Origin of the sequence: Streptomyces sp. DSM 40750 (genome assembly GCF_024612035.1) — a bacterium.
Lineage (GTDB): Bacteria > Actinomycetota > Actinomycetes > Streptomycetales > Streptomycetaceae > Streptomyces.
In genome coordinates, this window is sequence record NZ_CP102513.1 from 9,614,460 (window position 1) to 9,632,666 (window position 18,207).

Sequence of the window (18,207 nt, forward strand, 5' to 3'; positions counted from 1 at the left end):
CTGCGGGTGAGTGGGGGCTGGTCGCGCAGCCCCTGCTTTTTCAGGGGCGCGGGGAACTGCGCGAGCAACCACGACGGACCCGCGCTGGGGGGCGAAGGGGCGCAGCCCCTGGGATGGGACGGGTAGGGGCGGCGGGGGCGAGAAACCCCCGCCGAACCACTCAGCGCCGCTTCGGATCCACCAACCCCGCCCGCCGCAACGCATCCGCCATCGCACTGTTCGCCGGAGCCGCCGCGGCACCCCCCTGCCGGGAACCGCCACCGCCCCCACGCCCCTGCTGCCGCGGCGGCTGAGACCCACGAGCCCCCCGCTGAGGCCGAGAGGCCCCACCCGGCTGCCCCTGCCCTTGTCCCTGCCCCTTGGGCGCGGCCTCGTCGTCCAGCCGCAGCGTCAGGGAGATCCGCTTCCGGGGAATGTCGATGTCGAGGACCTTCACCTTGACGATGTCACCGGGCTTCACCACATCCCGCGGGTCCTTGACGAACGTCTTGGACAGCGCGGAGACGTGCGCCAGCCCGTCCTGGTGGACACCGATGTCGATGAACGCCCCGAAGGCCGCCACGTTCGTCACGACCCCCTCCAGGACCATCCCGGAGACGAGGTCGGAGATCTTCTCGACGCCCTCCTTGAAGGTCGCCGTCTTGAAGGCCGGCCGAGGGTCACGCCCCGGCTTCTCCAGCTCCTTCAAAATGTCCGTCACGGTCGGCAGGCCGAACGTCTCGTCGACGAAGGCGTCCGCCCGCAGCGACCGCAGCACCCCGGTGTTGCCGATGAGCGCCGCCACCTCCTGACCGGAGGTCTTCACCATTCGCCGTACGACGGGGTAGGCCTCCGGGTGCACGCTGGACGCGTCCAGCGGATCGTCGCCGCCGCGGATCCGCAGGAAGCCCGCGCACTGCTCGTACGCCTTGGGACCGAGCCGCGCCACACCCTTCAGTTCGGAACGCGACGTGAACGGTCCGTTGGAGTCGCGGTGCGCCACGATGTTCTCGGCGAGCCCGGAGGAGATGCCGGAGACACGCGCCAGCAGTGGCGCGGACGCCGTGTTCACGTCGACGCCGACGCCGTTCACACAGTCCTCGACCACCGCGTCCAGCGACCGTGACAGCTTCACCTCGGACAGGTCGTGCTGGTACTGCCCGACGCCGATCGACTTCGGATCGATCTTCACCAGTTCGGCGAGGGGGTCCTGGAGGCGGCGCGCGATCGAGACGGCGCCGCGCAGCGAGACGTCCATGCCCGGCAGCTCCTGCGAGGCGAAGGCGGAGGCCGAGTACACGGACGCGCCCGCCTCGGACACCATCACCTTGGTGAGCTTCAACTCGGGGTGCTTGGTGATCAGTTCACCGGCGAGCTTGTCGGTCTCACGGGACGCCGTGCCGTTGCCGATCGCGATCAGCTCGACCGCGTGCTCCTTGGCGAGACGCGCCAGCTTGGCGATGGCCTCGTCCCACTTGTTGGCCGGGACGTGCGGATAGATGACATCGGTGGCGACGACCTTGCCGGTCGCGTCGACCACGGCCACCTTCACACCCGTACGGAAGCCCGGGTCCAGCCCCAGCGTCGCGCGCGTACCGGCCGGCGCGGCGAGGAGCAGGTCGCGCAGGTTCGCCGCGAACACGTTCACCGCCTCGTCCTCGGCGGCCGTGCGCAGCCGCAGCCTCAGGTCGATGCCGAGGTGGACGAGGATGCGGGTCCGCCAGGCCCAACGGACCGTGTCCGTCAGCCACTTGTCGGCGGGGCGCCCACGGTCGGCGATCTGGAAACGATGGGCGACGATCCCCTCGTACGACGAGGGACCGGGCTGCTCGGACGGCTGCTCCGGCTCCAGGACGAGATCGAGGACGTCCTCCTTCTCGCCGCGCAGCATCGCCAGGATGCGGTGGGACGGCAGCTCGGTGAACGGCTCGGCGAAGTCGAAGTAGTCGGCGAACTTGGCGCCCGCCTCCTCCTTGCCGTCCTTCACCTTGGCGGCCAGCCGGCCCCGCACCCACATGCGCTCGCGCAGTTCGCCGATCAGGTCGGCGTCCTCCGAGAACCGCTCGGTGAGGATCGCCCGGGCGCCGTCCAGCGCGGCTTGCGGGTCGGCGACGCCCTTGTCGGCGTCGACGAAGGCCGCGGCGGCCGCGAGGGGGTCGACGGTCGGGTCGCCCAGCAGCCCCTCGGCCAGCGGCTCGAGACCGGCCTCGCGGGCGATCTGCGCCTTCGTACGCCGCTTCGGCTTGAAGGGCAGGTAGATGTCCTCCAGCCGTGCCTTGGTCTCGGCACCGCGGATCTGCGCCTCGACCTCGGGTGTCAGCTTGCCCTGCTCGCGCACGGAGTCGAGGATCGCGGCGCGCCGCTCCTCCAGCTCCCGCAGATAGCGCAGCCGCTCCTCGAGCGTGCGCAGCTGCGCGTCGTCGAGCATCTCGGTCGCTTCCTTGCGGTAGCGGGCGATGAAGGGCACGGTCGAACCGCCGTCGAGCAGCTCCACCGCGGCCTTCACCTGCCGCTCCCGTACGCCGAGTTCCTCGGCGATCCTGCCTTCGATGGACCCTACGAGGGGTGTCGTCACGATCCCGTACCGCCTTCTCCACTGAGGTTGCGCGGCAATTGTGGCAGGTGACACCGACAGCGGGGGATCAGGGCGTGACACTCGTACGGTCGTTCCAGGACAGACGGGGAGCCGGACGCGTGGTCGCGTCCGGCTCCGGAGGTCTACGGCCCGGCCGTACTCAGGCCCGACGGGCTCGCCCGGTGCGGCGCGTCGAGCTGGACGCGCCGCCGAAGAGCCGGGCCAGGGCGCGGAACGGCAGCGTCACCACCGTCGCGATGGCCCCCCCGACCTGGCGCAACACGTCTGCGATCGCACGGAACACGTACTTCCCCTTTCCTCTCCCGGCTGGCTGGGCCAGGAAGGGACGAGTACCGCGCCCCGCACCGTTCATGCTTGTACCGATCCGCTCAGCTCTTGCCTGTCATCCCCGCCGGGAACGCCCCCGCGGCGAGCAAAGCCCTCACCAGCCCGGTCATCAGTTCGGTGAGCCGCCCCGCCCCGGCCGCGCCCAGATGCTCGTACGGCGCCAGGTCGAGGCGGTCCGTCGCGGCCTCGATCTCCTCGCGGAGGGCGACCCCCGCCTCCGTGAGCTCGCCCTCGGCGTCGAGCAGCCCGCGTTCGCGGAGCCGCGCGCTCGCCGCGTCCCACTCGTCCCGGGTCCACCCACGCGTGCCGACGGCCCACTTCGGGGACATGCCCTTGCCGGTCGCGGTATGGCTGACCAGGGCCTCGACCGGGTCGAGACCGGCGTCCAGGAGCACCGCGAGATGCCCGTCGCCCCGGTGCTCGCGCAGCAGTGTGGTCGCGTGCCAGAGCGCGAGGTGAGGGCGCTCGGGTACGGGGAGATCGGCGTGCGCGGCGTACAGGGGGCGTGCGGTCCTCGCGCACGCCTCGGTGGCACGCAGCGCCAGCTCCGCCGCCTCGGCGACCTCCTTGGAGGCGATCGGCTCCTCGCCGAGCAGCCGCCGCAGGGTGGCGTCGACGGCACGTTCACGGGCCGCCAGCACCACCGACGGCGACGCCGTCTCCCACACGGCGGGTACGTGCTCCGCCACCAGCTCGTACCGGAAGTTGAAGAACGTCGCCGTCACCGCGCCCGGGCCGACCAGGCCCATCGGTGCGGCCCGCACCGCGAAGTACGCCGCCCGCGCGTCCTCCACGCCCACGGCGGCCAGCTCCCGCCCGAGGTCCGGCGAGAAGTAGTGCGCGGAGTGGTACGGATTGAGGACGCTGTAGCAGCGCCGACCGGCGCGCTGCGGGAGTGAAGAGGTCATGCCCGGCAGGCTACCGACTGTTTGGTACGTGCGGCAGAGGCGGACCCCGGATCCCGCGCCGAGCAGGAGCCCCGGCCTCCCCAGGCGGCAGTCCCGTCCGACCTGTGGCAGAAAAGGTGGGGTACTCGTCATTGCGGCCATGGTTCGGCCGCCCAAGAATCGATGACATGCGAACCGTCCTGGTCGTCCTCTTCGACGGCGTGCAGAGCCTCGACGTCACGGGCCCGATGGAGGTCTTCGCCGGCGCGGAACAGCACACACCGGGGACGTACCGCATCAGCACGGCCTCCCTGGACGGCACGCCCGTACGTACCTCCGGCGGCCTCACCCTCGTCCCGGACCACGCCCTCGCCGACGCACCCGCCCCGCACACCCTGCTGGTCCCGGGCGGCCAGGGCACCAGGCGTCCGGCCCCGGAGGTCGTCGCCTGGCTGCGTGAGCAGGCCCCGCGCGCGGAGCGCCTGGTCTCGGTCTGCACCGGCGCGATCCTGCTCGCCGAGGCGGGCCTCCTGGACGGCCGCCGGGCGACCACCCACTGGGCGTACTGCGCCCGGCTGGCCCGCGACCACCCGGCGATCGAGGTCGACCCGGACCCCCATCTACATCCGCGACGGGCACATCGCCACCTCCGCCGGCGTCACCTCGGGGATCGACCTCGCCCTCGCGCTCGTCGAGGAGGACATCGGCCGCGATGCCGCCCTCGCCATCGCCCGCCACCTGGTCGTCTTTCTGCGCCGACCGGGGAACCAGGCCCAGTTCAGCGCCCAGCTCGCCGCCCAGACCGCCCGGCGGGAACCGCTCCGCGAGGTCCAGCTGGGGGCACCTCCCACGCCCTTAAGGCAGTGGGGGAGGATCACCGAGCACCCCGGCGACGACCTGAGCGTCGAGAGCCTGGCCGCCCGCGCCCGGCTCTCACCGCGCCACTTCGCCCGCGCCTTCAAGACCGAGACCGGTATGACCCCGGGCCGGTACGTCGACCGCGTCCGCCTCGAACACGCCCGCCGGCTCCTGGAGGACACCTCCGACGGAGTCGAGGAGATCTCCCGGACCTGCGGCTACGGCACCTCCGAGGCCATGCGCCGCGCCTTCGTGAAGACCCTCGGCACGGCCCCGGCGGAGTACCGCCGCCGCTTCCGTCCCGTCCTCGCCGACTGAGCCGACCCCACCGAAAGGAACTCCGATGCAGATCGCCGTCGTCCTCTTCGACCGCTTCACCGCACTCGACGCCGTAGGCCCGTACGAGACGCTGGGCCGCGCCCCGGACGCGGAACTCGTCTTCGTCGCCGAGCGGCCCGGTCCGTTCCGCACCGACCAGGGTTCCCTCGCGATCACCGCCGACAAGACCCTGGCCGAGGTGCCGAGCCCCGACATCGTGATCATCCCCGGAGGTCCCGGGCAGAGCGCGCAGATGGAGAACGAGGCCCTGTTGGACTGGCTGCGCACGGCGGACGCCACCAGCACCTGGACGACCTCCGTGTGCACCGGCTCCCTGCTGCTCGCGGCCGCGGGCTTGCTGAACGGCCGCCGCGCGACCTCGCACTGGCTGGCCCTCGACGAACTGAAGCGGCTGGGCGTGGAGCCGACAGGGGAGCGGGTGGTTTTCGACGGCAAGTACGTCACCGCGGCCGGCGTCTCCTCCGGCATCGACATGGGCCTGACCCTGCTCGGCCGGATCGCGGGCGACGATCACGCCCAGGCGATCCAGCTTGCGACGGAGTACGACCCGCAGCCGCCGTACGACGCGGGCTCTCCCGACAAGGCCCCCGCCCACCTCGTCGAATGGTTCCGCGAGAACAGTCGCTTCGTCCTGCGGTGAACTCTCGGCCGATGACTACATCAGAAGCCCTGTGCGGCAAGGACAAGGGAATTCAGACGCGCCACGCGAACCGGGGCTGTCTGCGCTCCAGGAAAGCGGCGACGCCCTCAGCGGTGTCGCCGCTACGGCGCGCCTGCTCGGCCCAGTGGCTGTCGCGGTCGGTGCGGCCGTTCGCGAACTCCTTGGCCGCCGCCTGGGTCAGCTGGGAACGTGAGACCAGCACCCGCGTGAACTTCGCCACCCGCTGGGCGAGTTCGCCCTCACGCAGCACCTCGTCCACCAGCCCCGTACGCAGCGCCCGCTCCGCGTCGATCAACTCCCCGGAGAACAGTAGGTACTTGGTGGTGGCCGGCCCGACCAGCGACACCAGCCGCCGGGTGGAGGAGGACGGGTAGACGAGCCCCAGCTTCGCGGGAGTGATCCCGAACAGCGATCCCTCCTCCGCGAACCGCAGATCGCAGGCCGCCGCCAGCTGTGAGCCACCGCCCACACAGTGCCCGCGGATCGCCGCGAGGGTCGGCTTGGGGAAGGCCGCGAGGGCCTCCTCGGCGAGTACGGCCCACTGCTGGGCCTCGCCCGGGGACTCCCGCAACGTGGAGATGTCGGCCCCCGCGCAGAACGTCCCACCCTCCCCGGTGAGCACCAGGGCCCGTACGGCGGGATCGGCGGCCAGCCGGTCCAGAAGCGGCGGCAGCGCCCGCCACATCCCGGCCGTCATGGCGTTGCGCTTCGCCGGGTGGTGGACGACAACGGTCGCGACCCCCTCGGCGACGGTGTCCAGCAGCTGAGGCTCCATGCACGCGATGCTAGCCACCCCCCGCGCGCCTATGATCATGGCCTCGGCCCGATCGGCACGGACTTCGGGGCCGGGCGCGGCTCACGGAGAGTGAGCGGCCGAGGGGGACGCGGGCGGGTCCGGCGTCAAACCCGTACAACCCGAATAGTTCTGGAAGCGGCATACCCCGAACAGAGGCAGTCGTGCGGCGGCCCGGCTCGGACACCAACGATCTGAAAGTCGTCGATACACGCTGACTTCTGTTCAGTCCTCCGTGAACAGCGCTGAGTTACCAACACTCGACATGTGGTGACAATCGAGCGCAAGGGTGGCGACCGGACAATGGACGACCAAGGGCGCGGGAGCGACCCACGCCCTGGAGACGGCGGGCACCTACCCGCCGACCCGAGGCCGCCGGAGCCACTGCCCTACGAAGGGGTCTGGCGGTTCACCGCTGCAGCCGTCGACGCCTCGGTGCCGCAGGCGCGGCGCGCCGTCCGGGACCTGCTCGCCCGACAGGGTGTGCCGATCTCGGACGACCTCGTCCAAGGACTTCTGCTGATCGTCTCCGAGTTGGTGACGAACGCCGTGAAACACGCGGCGCTGCTGTCGCCCACGCTCGCCGTCGAGGTCGCCGTCGGAGCCGAGTGGGTGCGGGTCTCGGTGGAGGACAACCACCCCTATCGCCCGACCGCCCTGGAGACCGACCACGGCCGGCTCGGCGGCCGCGGGCTGCTCCTGGTGCGCGAGATCACCCTGGAGGCGGGAGGGGTCTGCGACGTCGAGCACACCGCGAGCGGTGGCAAGGTGATCTGGGCCGCCCTCCCGCTCAAACCGCACACCTGATCCAGGGGTGAGGCGCTGCGGTCACCAGCCCGCGGCAGGGCCCGTCAGCTCCCTGACCGCCGGGCGGGCCGCGTCCAGGACCGTCATGAACCAGGACGAGAAGGTGTCCTTGGCGTGCCGCTCCGTCAGCTCGGCCGGGGTCACGAACGCGGTGGCCCCGACCTCCTCCGGGTCCGGCCGCGGCGGGGCCTGCAGCAGTCCTACGAACAGATGGTTGAACTCCTGCTCCACCAGGCCGGAGTCCGGGTCCGGGTGGTTGTAGCGGACCGTGCCCGCCTCGCCGAGCAGCGCCGGGGAGACCCCCAGCTCCTCGTGCGTCCGCCGCGCCGCTGCCGCGAAGGGGGACTCGCCCGGGTAGGGGTGGCCGCAGCAGGTGTTCGACCAGACGCCGGGGGAGTGGTACTTGCCGAGGGCACGCTGCTGGAGCAGCAGCCGTCCGCGCGCGTCGAAGAGGAAGACGGAGAACGCCCGGTGCAACTGCCCGGGCGGTTGATGGGCGGCCAGCTTCTCCGCTGTGCCGATCGTGGTGCCGTCCTCGTCGACCAGTTCCAGCAGGATCGCTTCCGTGGTGCCTCCCCCAGTGCCTTGAGGGCCTGGGAGGTGCCCCCATGGTGAACTGTGCATCGCGGTGGCAGGTGTGATCGGCATGCCCATCCTTCGCCTCGTTCTTCGAGCCTCAAGTCTGCCGCACGAAACCGGCACTCCCGGCACTTCGCGCCAACCCGCATGTCCTACCCGCGCACCCCCTCAAAGGACACCCACCGGGCGCGTGTCAGACTCCGAAGGCGGCCGGATACCTGATGGTGCCGGGTGCCACCGACGGGGAACCGTCCAGCACCAGGGCCATCATCGCCGCGTCCGGCACGTCGAAACCCGGCCGGATGCCGTACTCGGATGCACGTACGAAGCCGAAGCGCGGGTAGTACTCGGGATGCCCCAGGACGAGGACGAGCCGCTCACCACGAACGCGTGCCGCCTCCAGCGCCGCGCGGACGACGGCCACACCCGCACCCTGCCGCTGATGGTCCGGCAGCACCGCGACGGGCGCCAGCGCCAGCGCGGGCACGTCGTCCACATGACAGCGGGTGATCAGGGCGTACGCCGCGATCGTGCCGTCCGGCGCCTCGGCCACGTACGACAGCCCGGGCAGCCATGCGTCGGGGTCCTCGCGCAGCGCGTCCACCAGCCGCGCCTCCGCGTCGGTCTCGAAGGCGGCGGCGTTGACCCCGTACACCTCCGCCCGGTCCGCGGATGTCTCCCGTCGTGTCGTCCAGTCGGTCGTCAAAGACAAAACTTCGCCTCGTGTTCCGCGTGGCCGCCCGGCTCCAGCTGGAAGGTGCAGTGCTCCACGTCGAAGTGATCGCCGATGCAGCCCTGGAGGTCGTGCAGCATCTTCTCGTTGCCTATGGAGTCCAGCGTGTCGGAGCTGACCACCACATGGGCGGAGAGCACCGGCATACCGGAGGTGATGGTCCAGGCGTGCAGATCGTGGACGTCCTCCACACCCGGCAACGCCACTATGTGGGCTCGTACCTCGGCCATGTCGACGTTCTTCGGGGCCGCCTCCAGCAGGACGTCGAGGGTCTCGCGCAGCAGCTTCACCGTGCGCGGGACGATCATCAGACCGATGATCAGCGAGGCGATCGGGTCGGCGGCCTCCCAGCCGGTGAGCAGGATGACCGTCGCGGAGATGATCACCGCCACCGAGCCGAGCGCGTCCGCAGCCACCTCCAGGAAGGCCCCCCGTACGTTGAGGCTCTCCTTCTGGCCCCGCATCAGCAGGGTCAGCGAGATCATGTTCGCGACCAGACCGATGGCGCCGAACACGACGGTCAGCCCGCCCTGGGTCCCGACGGGCGTGATGAAGCGCTGGATCGCCTCGTACAGCACATAGCCGCCGACGCCGAGCAGCAGCAGACAGTTGGCGAGCGCCGCGAGTATCTCGGCGCGGGCGTAACCGAAGGTGCGGTTGCCGCTCGGCGGGCGGTTCGCGAAGTGGATCGCGAGGAGCGCCATGCCCAGGCCCACGGCGTCCGTCGCCATGTGCGCCGCGTCCGCGATGAGCGCCAGCGAATCGGCGAGAACACCACCGACGAGTTCGACCGCCATGACGGTGAGCGTGATCGACAACGCGATTCGCAGCCGCCCGCGGTACGCCGCTGCCGCCGTACCCGTGGACGGCGCGTGATGCGCGTGCCCGTGATCATGCCCAGCCCCCATGAAAACCGCCCTTTCAGCGCGTTCGTGTGTTCGGCTCGCGATCACAGTGAACTACGGGCGGGGGGTATCCGGCAACGCGGCACTGAACACCGTTGTCATGTGCTCTGACCTGCGGAAACGATATGCAGGTCAGAGCGTTGGCCATGATCGTCTGGTCGATTCAGAGGCCCTGGTTCAAGCGCCAGCCCGCCCAGGCCGATTCGACCATCTCGCGTACCCCGCGTCGGGCCGTCCAGCCGAGCTCCCGCTCGGCCAGCGCGGCCGAGGCGACCGCGCGCGGCGCGTCGCCGGGGCGGCGCGGCTCGACGAGCGCGGGGCGGCGGTCGCCGGTCACCTCGCCGATGAGGGTGACGAGTTCGCGGACCGAAACGCCTTCGCCGCGGCCGATGTTCACGGTGAGGTCGCCCGTGACCCCTTCGGCGGTGAGGTGTCGGGCCGCAGCGAGATGCGCGTCGGCCAGGTCGGCGACATGGATGTAGTCGCGGACGCAGGTGCCGTCCGGGGTCGGGTAGTCGTCGCCGAAGATCCGTGGGGCCTCGTCGCGGGTGAGCCGGTCGAAGACCATCGGGACGACGTTGAAGACGCCGGTGTCCGCCAGTGCCGGCTCCGCGGCGCCCGCCACGTTGAAGTAGCGCAGACACACCGTCGCGATGCCGTGCGCCTCGCCCGCCGCTCGGACCAGCCACTCACCGGCGAGCTTGGTCTCGCCGTACGGGCTCATCGGGGCGCACGGGGTGTCCTCGGTGATGAGGTCCACGTCCGGGTTGCCGTAGACGGCGGCGGAGGAGGAGAAGAGGAAGCGCTCGACTCCGGCGCCGGCCGCCGCCTCCAGGAGGGTGGCGAGACCGCCGACGTTCTCCTGGTAGTAGCGGGTCGGCTGGGCGACGGATTCGCCCACCTGCTTGCGGGCGGCGAGGTGGACCACGCCGGTCACGGCGCGGTCGGCGAGTACGCGCTTGAGGAGTTCGCCGTCGAGGGCGGAGCCGTGTATCAGGGGAATGCTCTTCGGGAGGCGGCCGGGGACCCCGGCGGACAGGTCGTCGAGCGTCACCACCTGTTCGCCGGCGTCGGTCATGACCTTCGCCACGTGTGCGCCGATGTAGCCAGCCCCGCCTGTGATCAGCCATGTCATGGGCTCACCTTATTCGGGGTCGGGTTGTGCCCATTCGCTGTAGGGGGCGTGCAGGGTTGGCGGGTGTGGCGCTGTTCGTGCCTGGTCGCGCGGTTCCCCGCGCCCCTTCAGGAGCGCTGGTCGCAGCCTCTGGAACGGAGGGACGCCTGCCCCTCTGCCCCCTATAACCCGATATGCGAAACGGAGTTTGTGGCACAACCCTCAAATCCCCGATGATGATCGCGGCGGAGGGGCGGCGGCTTGAGCAGGTGGAACTGATCGGGCCGTTAACGGGCGGTGAACGCCCGCTTCTCTTCATCCGATAACCTCTGCCGACACGCCGCCGGGCCACAGGGCCGGGGCGCCTGAAACCACGCACATGCCCGGCGCGGTCGCGTCGGCACCCAGGGAGTGAGTTCGTCTGTCGACCGCCATCCTCACCGGTCAGCCGGTGCCCGGATCGTCGCTTGAGGGCGATCTGCGCTCGCTCGGCTTCGACGTGCGGGTCGCCACCGGCGCCGGTGACGCCGAGACGCTCCTGGCGACGGTACCCGCAGATCAGCGGGTCGCGATCGTCGACGCCCGGTTCGTGGGCCATGTGCACGCACTGCGCCTGGGACTCACCGACCCCCGCTTCGAGGCCGCAGCCCTGCCGGGTGCCGTGACCGTGCGGGCCGCCGCCCGTCAGGCGCTGACCCGGGCGCTGGCCCGCGAGAGCTCCGCCGCGAGCGGCACCACCGCGGTCGCCGTGGACAACCTCGCCGACCGGATCGTCGCCGCCCTCGACGCGGACGGTGTCAGCCTGCACCGGCCCGAGCTGGGCACCCTGGTCGCCGCCGTCCCCGCCGACGCGCAGGCGCGCAACGAGGTCCGCCAGGCGGTCGCCGCCGTCGACGACGAGGCCGTACGGCTGCGTACGGCGGTGAAGTCCCGCGACGGCTTCTTCACCACGTACTGCATCAGCCCGTACTCCCGCTACATCGCCCGCTGGTGCGCCCGCCGGGGCCTGACCCCGAACCAGGTCACCACGGCCTCGCTGATCACCGCCCTGATCGCGGCGGGCTGCGCGGCCACCGGCACCCGCGGCGGCTTCGTCGCCGCCGGCCTGCTGCTGATCTTCTCCTTCGTCCTCGACTGCACCGACGGCCAGCTGGCCCGCTACTCGCTGCAGTACTCCACGCTCGGCGCCTGGCTCGACGCGACCTTCGACCGCGCCAAGGAATACGCCTACTACGCGGGACTCGCCCTCGGAGCCGCGCGCGGCGGTGACGATGTATGGGCGCTCGCCCTCGGCGCGATGGTCCTGCAGACCTGCCGCCACGTCGTCGACTTCTCCTTCAATGAGGCGAACCACGACGCCACCGCCAACACCAGCCCCACCGCCGCCCTCTCCGACAAGCTCGACAGCGTCGGCTGGACGGTCTGGCTGCGGCGGATGGTCGTCCTGCCGATCGGCGAGCGCTGGGCGATGATCGCCGTACTCACGGCGGTCACCACTCCTCGTATCACCTTCTACGCGCTGCTCATCGGGTGCGCGTTCGCTGCGACTTACACCACAGCGGGCCGTGTACTGCGGTCGCTGACGCGCACGGCGCAGCGGACCGACCGGGCGGCGCGGGCACTGGCGGACCTCACCGACTCGGGCCCACTGGCCGAACTGCTGCGCCGGGGCGCGCGCGGTACCTATGAGAAGTCCACCCCGTACATCGCCCTCTGCTCCGGGGCCCTTGTGGTCTTCGCCGTCTGGCTTGCCCCGTACGGGAGTTGGTGGCCCGTCCTGGCGGCCGCGGCGTACGTCCTCCTGTCGCCCATCCCCTTGACGAAGCCCCTCAAGGGCGCCCTGGACTGGCTGGTTCCCCCTTTCTTCCGCGCTGCCGAATACGGCACCGTCCTGGTACTCGCGGCCAAATCCGAAGTGAACGGGGCCCTTCCCGCAGCTTTCGGGCTGGTGGGCGCGGTCGCCTACCATCACTACGACACGGTGTACCGCATCCGCGGCGACGCCGGCGCGCCGCCTCGGTGGCTGGTGCGGGCGATCGGCGGGCACGAAGGCAGGATCCTGCTGGTCACCGTCCTGGCCGCGCTGCTCGCGCCCACAGAGTTCAAGGTCGCGCTCACGGCTCTCGCCGTGGCCGTGGCACTGCTGGTGCTCGTCGAGAGCATCCGCTTCTGGGTGACCGCCCATAAAACCGGCGCACCCGCCGTACACGATGAAGGAGAACCCGCATGATCGGCCTCGTGCTGGCGGCCGGCGCCGGAAGGCGTCTTCGCCCCTACACCGACACCCTGCCCAAGGCGCTGGTGCCGGTGGGACCGGAGGGCAACGAGGACAGCCTCACCGTCCTGGACCTGACCCTCGGCAACTTCGCCGAGATCGGCCTGACCGAGGTCGCGATCATCGTCGGCTACCGCAAGGAGGCCGTGTACGAGCGCCGCGAGGCGCTGGAGGCCAAGTACGGGCTCAAGATCACCCTCATCGACAACGACAAGGCCGAGGAGTGGAACAACGCCTACTCCCTGTGGTGCGGGCGTGACGCCATCAAGCACTCGGTGATCCTCGCCAACGGCGACACCGTGCACCCGGTCTCCGTCGAGAACACCCTGCTCGCCGCCCGCGGCGACGGCAAGAAGATCATCCTCGCCCTCGACACGGTGAAGTCCCTCGCCGACGAGGAGATGAAGGTCGTCGTCGCCCCCGAGGGCGGCATGACGAAGATCACCAAGCTGATGGACCCGGCCGAGGCCACCGGTGAGTACATCGGCGTCACCCTCATCGAGGGCGAGGCCGCCGACGAGCTGGCCGACGCCCTGAAGACGGTCTTCGAGACGGACCCGCAGCAGTTCTACGAGCACGGCTACCAGGAGCTCGTGAACCGCGGCTTCCGCATCGACGTGGCCCCCATCGGCGACGTCAAGTGGGTCGAGATCGACAACCACGACGACCTCGCCAAGGGACGTGAGATCGCGTGCCAGTACTGACGAGGCTCATCCCCTCGCCGGTCGTCGTGGACATCCGTCCCGGCGCGCTCGATGATCTGGCGACGATCCTGTCGGACCAGCGCATCGCGCCGTCGGGCCGGCTGGCCTTCGCGATCAGCGCCGGCTCCGGCGCGGCACTGCGCGACCGGTTCGCCCCCGCGTTCCCGGAGGCGGACTGGTTCTGCGACGCCGACGGCACCATCGACGGGGCGGTACGGCTCGCCGACTCGATCAAGAAGGGCGGTCACTACGACGCCGTGGTCGGGCTCGGCGGCGGCAAGGTCATCGACTGCGCCAAGTACGCGGCCGCCCGGGTCGGCCTGCCGCTGGTCGCCGTCGCCACGAACCTCGCCAACGACGGCCTGTGCTCCCCGGTCGCCACCCTCGACAACGACGCGGGCCGCGGCTCCTACGGTGTGCCGAACCCGATCGGGATCGTCATCGACCTCGACGTCATCCGTGAGGCCCCGGTGCGCTTCGTGCGGGCCGGCATCGGCGATGTGATCTGCAAGATCTCCGCCGTGGCCGACTGGGAGCTGTCCAGCCGGGAGACCGGCGAGAAGGTCGACGGACTGGCCGCCGCCATGGCCCGCCAGGCCGCCGAGGCCGTGCTCCGCCACCCCGGCGGCGTCGGCGACGACGACTTCCTGACGACGCTGTCCGAGTCCCTCGTCCTGTGCGGGATCTCCATGTCCGTGGCCGGTGACAGCCGTCCCGCCTCGGGCGCCTGCCATGAGATCAGCCACGCGTTCGACCTGAGCTTCCCCCGACGCAACGCCCTGCACGGCGAACAGTGCGGCCTCGGCGGCGCGTTCGCCACGTTCCTGCGCGGCAACCACGAGGTCGCGGGCCAGATGGTCGAAGTCCTGCGCCACCACGGCCTGCCCGTCCTTCCGGACGAGATCGGCTTCACCGTGGACGAGTTCGTCCAGGTCGTGGAGTTCGCCCCGCAGACCCGACCGGGCCGCTACACCATCCTCGAGCACCTCGAACTGAGCACCGAACAGATCAAGGACGCATACGCCGACTATGCCAAAGCCATCAGTAGCTGAACTCCGCCCGGTCGTTCACCCCCCGGGTGTGAAGGACCGGCGGAGCGGCGAGCACTGGGCCGGCCGGCTCTACATGCGCGAAATCTCCCTGCGCATAGACCGGCACCTGGTGAACACCCGGGTCACGCCCAACCAGCTGACCTATCTGATGACCGTCTTCGGCGTCCTCGCCGCCCCGGCCCTGTTGGTGCCGGGCGTCACGGGCGCCGTCCTCGGTGTGCTGATGGTCCAGCTGTACCTGCTGTTCGACTGCGTCGACGGCGAGATCGCCCGCTGGCGCAAGCAGTACTCGATGGCCGGTGTCTACGTGGACCGGGTCGGCGCCTACCTGTGCGACGCCGCCGTGCTTGTCGGCTTCGGGCTGCGCGCCGCCGATCTGTGGGGCACCGGGCGGATCGACTGGCTGTGGGCCTTCCTCGGCACGCTCGCCGCTCTCGGCGCGATACTGATCAAGGCCGAGACCGACCTCGTCGGTGTCGCCCGCCACCAGACCGGGAAGCCGCCGGTCCAGGAGTCGGCCTCCGAGCCGCGCTCCTCCGGCATGGCGCTGGCCCGCAAGGCCGCCGCCGCGCTGAAGTTCCACCGGCTCGTCCTCGGCGTCGAGGCGTCCCTGCTGATCCTGTTGCTCGCGGTGCTGGACCAGGCCAGGGGCGACCTGTTCTTCTCACGGCTCGGTGTCGCCGTACTCGCGGGCATCGCGCTGCTCCAGACACTGCTGCACCTGGTGTCCATCCTCGCCTCCAGCAGGCTGAAGTGAGCAGCGGCATGAAGGTCGGCGCGGTCATCATCACCATGGGCAACCGCCCCGACGAACTCCGCGCCCTCCTCGACTCGGTAGCCAAGCAGGACGGCGACCGGGTCGAGGCGGTCGTCGTCGGCAACGGCTCGCCCGTCCCGGACGTCCCCGAGGGCGTCCGGACGGTCGAGCTGCCCGAGAACCTCGGCATCCCCGGTGGCCGCAACATAGGCATAGAGGCGTTCGGCCCCAGCGGCCGGGACGTCGACGTCCTCCTCTTCCTCGACGACGACGGCCTGCTCGCCCACCACGACACCGCCGAACTGTGCCGCCGGGCCTTCGAGGCCGACCCGAAGCTCGGCATCGTCAGCTTCCGTATCGCCGACCCCGACACCGGAGAGACCCAGCGGCGCCATGTGCCCCGGCTGCGGGCCGCCGACCCGATGCGCTCCTCCCGGGTCACCACCTTCCTCGGCGGCGCCAACGCCGTACGCACCCAGGTCATCGCCGAAGTCGGCGGACTGCCGGACGAATTCTTCTACGCACACGAGGAAACCGACCTGGCATGGCGGGCCCTCGACGCGGGCTGGATGATCGACTACCGGTCCGACATGGTGCTGTACCACCCCACGACCGCGCCGTCCCGGCACGCGGTCTACCACCGCATGGTCGCGCGCAACCGCGTCTGGCTCGCGCGCCGTAACCTGCCGGCCCTGCTTGTCCCGGTCTATCTCGGCGTCTGGCTGCTGCTGACCCTGCTCCGCAAGCCTTCCGGACCGGCCCTGAAGGCCTGGTTCGGCGGCTTCAAGGAGGGATGGACGAGCCCCTGCGGCCCCCGCCGGCCCATGAAGTGGCGTACGGTGTGGCGGCTGACCCGACTGGGACGACCTCCCGTCATCTGACAAGCTCGAAATCTGAGAGCATTCGGCCGTACCCGGTCCAGGTTTCCGCCTCGGCCCGACCAGGCTGCGCACTTTGAGGACGAAAGTTTCCATTTGTGAGTGAGACAACGCATGACGGCAGGGTTGTGGTGAGCGACCGTCCGTCGCCCGACGACGGGCTCTCCGCCACGGAACTGGCCGCCAAGTACGGGCTCGCCGTGAGCGGCGCCAGGCCCGGACTCGCCGAGTACGTCCGCCAGATGTGGGGGCGGCGGCACTTCATCCTCGCCTTCTCCCAGGCGAAGCTCACCGCGCAGTACAGCCAGGCCAAGCTCGGCCAGCTGTGGCAGGTGGCCACCCCGCTGCTCAACGCGCTCGTGTACTTCCTGATCTTCGGCCTGATCCTCAACGCCGACCGGGGCATGTCGCGCGAGGTGTACATCCCGTTCCTGGTCACGGGTGTGTTCGTGTTCACCTTCACGCAGAGCTCGGTGATGGCGGGCGTCCGCGCGATCTCCGGCAACCTGGGCCTGGTGCGTGCACTGCACTTCCCACGCGCCTCGCTGCCCCTTTCCTTCGCGCTCCAGCAGCTCCAGCAGCTGCTGTTCTCGATGATCGTGCTGTTCTGCGTGGCGGTCGGTTTCGGCAGCTATCCGCGGCTGTCGTGGCTGCTGATCGTTCCCGTGCTGGTGCTGCAGTTCCTGTTCAACACCGGCCTCGCGCTGATCATGGCCCGCGCGGGGGCCAAGACCCCGGACCTCGCGCAGCTGATGCCGTTCGTGATGCGGACCTGGATGTACGCCTCCGGCGTCATGTTCTCCATCCCGGTGATGCTCGCCGACCACCCCAAGTGGATCGCCGACGTCCTCCAGTGGAACCCGGCCGCGATCTACATGGACCTGATGCGCTTCGCGCTGATCGACGGCTACGGCTCGGAGAACCTGCCCCCGCATGTGTGGGCGGTCGCCGGCGGCTGGGCCCTGCTGATCGCGCTCGGCGGCTTCGTGTACTTCTGGAAGGCGGAGGAGAGGTACGGCCGTGGCTGAGTCAGTCATCCCCACCGTCATCGCGGACGAGCTGCACATCGTCTACCGCGTCAACGGCGCCAAGACCGGCAAGGGCAGCGCCACCGCCGCCCTCAGCCGCATCATCAAGCGCGGCGAGGAACGCGGCGTGCGCAAGGTGCACGCCGTCAAGGGCGTCTCCTTCGTCGCCTACCGCGGCGAGGCCATCGGCCTGATCGGCTCCAACGGCTCCGGCAAGTCCACCCTGCTGCGCGCCATCGCCGGCCTGCTCCCCGCGGAGAAGGGCAAGGTCTACACCGACGGCCAGCCCTCCCTGCTCGGCGTCAACGCCGCCCTGATGAACGACCTCACGGGCGAGCGGAACGTCATATTGGGCGGCCTCGCGATGGGCATGTCCCGCGAGCAGATCAGGGAGCGCTACCAGGAGATCGTCGACTTCTCCGGCATCAACGAGAAGGGCGACTTCATCACCCTGCCGATGCGCACCTACTCCTCCGGCATGGCGGCCCGTCTGCGCTTCTCCATCGCGGCCGCCAAGGACCACGACGTCCTGATGATCGACGAGGCCCTCGCCACCGGTGACCGCAACTTCCAGAAGCGCTCCGAGGCCCGCATCCGCGAGCTGCGCAAGGAGGCCGGCACCGTCTTCCTGGTCAGCCACAACAACAAGTCGATCCGCGACACCTGTGACCGCGTCCTGTGGCTGGAGCGCGGCGAGCTGCGCATGGACGGCCCGACCGACGAGGTTCTGAAGGAATACGAGAAGTTCACGGGCAAGTAGCCCGAGATGACCCGGGCCCCGCTGGAACAGCTCCGGCGGGGCCCGGCGTCTGCAAGGGACACCAGGACCCGGCGCTTGCGGGGCAGGCCGGAGCCCGGCATCCGCGAAGGAACGCCAACTCCGGCAGGGACTGCGTCAACTCCGGCCCCCCATAGGGATCGTGGGTGCAATCGGT

At 70.4% G+C, this 18,207-nt stretch carries 17 protein-coding genes and 1 pseudogene; 10 read left to right on the top strand and 8 right to left on the bottom strand.

All coding sequences use genetic code 11. The features are described from left to right. Positions 1–160: 160 nt before the first annotated feature. The 3 genes from JIX55_RS42095 to JIX55_RS42105 form a co-directional block, all read right to left on the bottom strand. A complete protein-coding gene (locus tag JIX55_RS42095) occupies positions 161–2,554 on the bottom strand; it encodes a Tex family protein (protein WP_257568464.1) in 2,394 nt (797 codons plus the stop codon). Between the two features lie 160 nt (positions 2,555–2,714). After that, on the bottom strand, positions 2,715–2,858 hold the full coding sequence (locus JIX55_RS42100) for an LPFR motif small protein (protein WP_257568465.1): 144 nt from the start codon (positions 2,856–2,858) through the stop codon (positions 2,715–2,717). Between the two features lie 85 nt (positions 2,859–2,943). Further along, complete coding sequence (locus JIX55_RS42105) at positions 2,944–3,810, bottom strand: SCO6745 family protein (RefSeq protein WP_257568466.1); 867 nt, start codon at positions 3,808–3,810, stop codon at positions 2,944–2,946. A 167-nt stretch (positions 3,811–3,977) separates the two neighbouring features. Between JIX55_RS42105 and JIX55_RS42110 the strand changes: the two are divergent. Continuing rightward, positions 3,978–4,965: pseudogene (locus tag JIX55_RS42110) on the top strand (GlxA family transcriptional regulator). Positions 4,966–4,990: 25 nt separating this feature from the next. Beyond that, positions 4,991–5,626: a DJ-1/PfpI family protein gene (locus JIX55_RS42115; RefSeq protein ID WP_257568467.1), complete on the top strand. Its 636-nt coding sequence runs from the start codon at positions 4,991–4,993 to the stop codon at positions 5,624–5,626. Between the two features lie 52 nt (positions 5,627–5,678). Here JIX55_RS42115 and JIX55_RS42120 read toward each other — a convergent pair whose 3' ends face one another. Continuing rightward, the gene (locus JIX55_RS42120) at positions 5,679–6,422 is read right to left on the bottom strand and encodes an enoyl-CoA hydratase/isomerase family protein (RefSeq protein WP_257568468.1); all 744 of its coding nucleotides are present in this window, start codon (positions 6,420–6,422) and stop codon (positions 5,679–5,681) included. 321 nt (positions 6,423–6,743) lie between these two features. On the opposite strand from JIX55_RS42120, the gene JIX55_RS42125 reads away from it, so the two are divergent. Beyond that, positions 6,744–7,247 (top strand): ATP-binding protein, encoded by a 504-nt coding sequence (locus JIX55_RS42125; protein WP_257569669.1) that lies wholly within the window; start codon positions 6,744–6,746, stop codon positions 7,245–7,247. Positions 7,248–7,268: 21 nt separating this feature from the next. Here the strand turns inward: JIX55_RS42125 and idi are convergent, their stop codons facing one another. From idi to galE, 4 genes are all read right to left on the bottom strand, one after another. Further along, positions 7,269–7,895, bottom strand: a complete 627-nt coding sequence (gene idi, locus JIX55_RS42130) for an isopentenyl-diphosphate Delta-isomerase (RefSeq protein ID WP_257568469.1) — start codon at positions 7,893–7,895, stop codon at positions 7,269–7,271. Positions 7,896–8,019: 124 nt separating this feature from the next. Beyond that, complete coding sequence (locus JIX55_RS42135; protein WP_257568470.1) at positions 8,020–8,532, bottom strand: GNAT family N-acetyltransferase; 513 nt, start codon at positions 8,530–8,532, stop codon at positions 8,020–8,022. Further along, positions 8,529–9,467, bottom strand: a complete 939-nt coding sequence (locus tag JIX55_RS42140; RefSeq protein ID WP_257568471.1) for a cation diffusion facilitator family transporter — start codon at positions 9,465–9,467, stop codon at positions 8,529–8,531. Before JIX55_RS42140 ends, JIX55_RS42135 begins: the two co-directional genes overlap by 4 nt. 160 nt (positions 9,468–9,627) lie before the next feature. Beyond that, positions 9,628–10,599: a UDP-glucose 4-epimerase GalE gene (gene galE / locus JIX55_RS42145; protein ID WP_257568472.1), complete on the bottom strand. Its 972-nt coding sequence runs from the start codon at positions 10,597–10,599 to the stop codon at positions 9,628–9,630. A gap of 400 nt (positions 10,600–10,999) precedes the next feature. Here galE and JIX55_RS42150 point away from each other — a divergent pair, with 400 nt between their 5' ends. The 7 genes from JIX55_RS42150 to JIX55_RS42180 all read left to right on the top strand — a co-directional run bounded on the left by JIX55_RS42150 (position 11,000) and on the right by JIX55_RS42180 (position 18,032). Continuing rightward, positions 11,000–12,808: a CDP-alcohol phosphatidyltransferase family protein gene (locus JIX55_RS42150; protein ID WP_257569670.1), complete on the top strand. Its 1,809-nt coding sequence runs from the start codon at positions 11,000–11,002 to the stop codon at positions 12,806–12,808. Next, on the top strand, positions 12,805–13,557 hold the full coding sequence (locus JIX55_RS42155) for a phosphocholine cytidylyltransferase family protein (RefSeq protein WP_257568473.1): 753 nt from the start codon (positions 12,805–12,807) through the stop codon (positions 13,555–13,557). The genes JIX55_RS42150 and JIX55_RS42155 overlap by 4 nt, the downstream gene beginning before the upstream one ends. Beyond that, positions 13,545–14,609, top strand: coding sequence for an iron-containing alcohol dehydrogenase family protein (locus JIX55_RS42160; RefSeq protein ID WP_257568474.1), 1,065 nt, complete (start codon positions 13,545–13,547; stop codon positions 14,607–14,609). The genes JIX55_RS42155 and JIX55_RS42160 overlap by 13 nt, the downstream gene beginning before the upstream one ends. Before the next feature lie 28 nt (positions 14,610–14,637). Next, entirely contained in the window at positions 14,638–15,366 is a 729-nt protein-coding gene (locus JIX55_RS42165) for a CDP-alcohol phosphatidyltransferase family protein (protein WP_443046658.1), read from the top strand. A gap of 8 nt (positions 15,367–15,374) precedes the next feature. Next, positions 15,375–16,247: a glycosyltransferase family 2 protein gene (locus JIX55_RS42170; RefSeq protein ID WP_443046750.1), complete on the top strand. Its 873-nt coding sequence runs from the start codon at positions 15,375–15,377 to the stop codon at positions 16,245–16,247. 95 nt (positions 16,248–16,342) lie between these two features. After that, positions 16,343–17,272 (top strand): ABC transporter permease, encoded by a 930-nt coding sequence (locus tag JIX55_RS42175; protein WP_257568477.1) that lies wholly within the window; start codon positions 16,343–16,345, stop codon positions 17,270–17,272. After that, the gene (locus JIX55_RS42180; protein WP_257568478.1) at positions 17,265–18,032 is read left to right on the top strand and encodes an ABC transporter ATP-binding protein; all 768 of its coding nucleotides are present in this window, start codon (positions 17,265–17,267) and stop codon (positions 18,030–18,032) included. Before JIX55_RS42175 ends, JIX55_RS42180 begins: the two co-directional genes overlap by 8 nt. Positions 18,033–18,207: the final 175 nt, after the last annotated feature.

Coding starts and splice junctions, on each gene's coding strand:
- JIX55_RS42105 (WP_257568466.1), bottom strand. CDS start 3,810: ATGACCTCTTCACTCCCGCAGCGCGCCGGTCGGCGCTGCTACAGCGTC.
- JIX55_RS42115 (WP_257568467.1), top strand. CDS start 4,991: ATGCAGATCGCCGTCGTCCTCTTCGACCGCTTCACCGCACTCGACGCC.
- JIX55_RS42120 (WP_257568468.1), bottom strand. CDS start 6,422: ATGGAGCCTCAGCTGCTGGACACCGTCGCCGAGGGGGTCGCGACCGTT.
- JIX55_RS42125 (WP_257569669.1), top strand. CDS start 6,744: ATGGACGACCAAGGGCGCGGGAGCGACCCACGCCCTGGAGACGGCGGG.
- idi (WP_257568469.1), bottom strand. CDS start 7,895: ATGCCGATCACACCTGCCACCGCGATGCACAGTTCACCATGGGGGCAC.
- JIX55_RS42140 (WP_257568471.1), bottom strand. CDS start 9,467: ATGGGGGCTGGGCATGATCACGGGCACGCGCATCACGCGCCGTCCACG.
- galE (WP_257568472.1), bottom strand. CDS start 10,599: ATGACATGGCTGATCACAGGCGGGGCTGGCTACATCGGCGCACACGTG.
- JIX55_RS42155 (WP_257568473.1), top strand. CDS start 12,805: ATGATCGGCCTCGTGCTGGCGGCCGGCGCCGGAAGGCGTCTTCGCCCC.
- JIX55_RS42170 (WP_443046750.1), top strand. CDS start 15,375: ATGAAGGTCGGCGCGGTCATCATCACCATGGGCAACCGCCCCGACGAA.